The 437-nt window shown below is 35.0% G+C and carries 2 protein-coding genes; one reads left to right on the top strand and one right to left on the bottom strand.

The annotated features are described in order from the left end of the window. Positions 1–222: hypothetical protein (locus V7659_RS22250; RefSeq protein ID WP_335542353.1), on the top strand; the 222-nt coding region annotated here is incomplete at its 5' end. 19 nt (positions 223–241) lie between these two features. On the opposite strand, the gene V7659_RS22245 is transcribed toward V7659_RS22250, so the two are convergent. Beyond that, positions 242–437 (bottom strand): hypothetical protein (locus V7659_RS22245; protein ID WP_335542351.1); only part of this gene is annotated, 196 nt, incomplete at its 5' end.

Here is a 437-nt window from a genome sequence, read left to right as displayed (position 1 = left end):
CTTTTACATCTGTTGATAACTTATGAATCTGCGAATCTCTTTGCTGTTTTAACACCTGCCCTCCCTTCACTAGCTGACCAAGGACACAATTACATTTTATATAAAAATATGAAACGCTTCCTATATTATACAATACTTAAAAAGAGAAAAAACCTTGCAGTGAGCAAAGTTTATATAAAATCTTATAAATTAAGCATTATGGCAGCAAACGCTGCCATTTGAATATATCCTACCGAAAAAATTACTTCACTGAGAGAATTTTGATTTCATTTTCTGCCTCAACCAGCCGGCCGAATCGATAGCCTTCAATGAGAACACGCCTCTCATGATCACTTAGTCGACGCTTCCATTTCGTTTCTAAAAAATAGATGACTTCGTTATAGTACATTTCCGGGTATTCAAAAGGTTTATTCATACATATGTCTCCTTCCTTATCT

Origin of the sequence: Neobacillus drentensis (assembly GCF_036966985.1) — a bacterium.
Taxonomy (GTDB): Bacteria; Bacillota; Bacilli; order Bacillales; family Cytobacillaceae; genus Neobacillus; species Neobacillus drentensis_E.
This window is presented reverse-complemented; position numbering and strand designations above follow the sequence as displayed.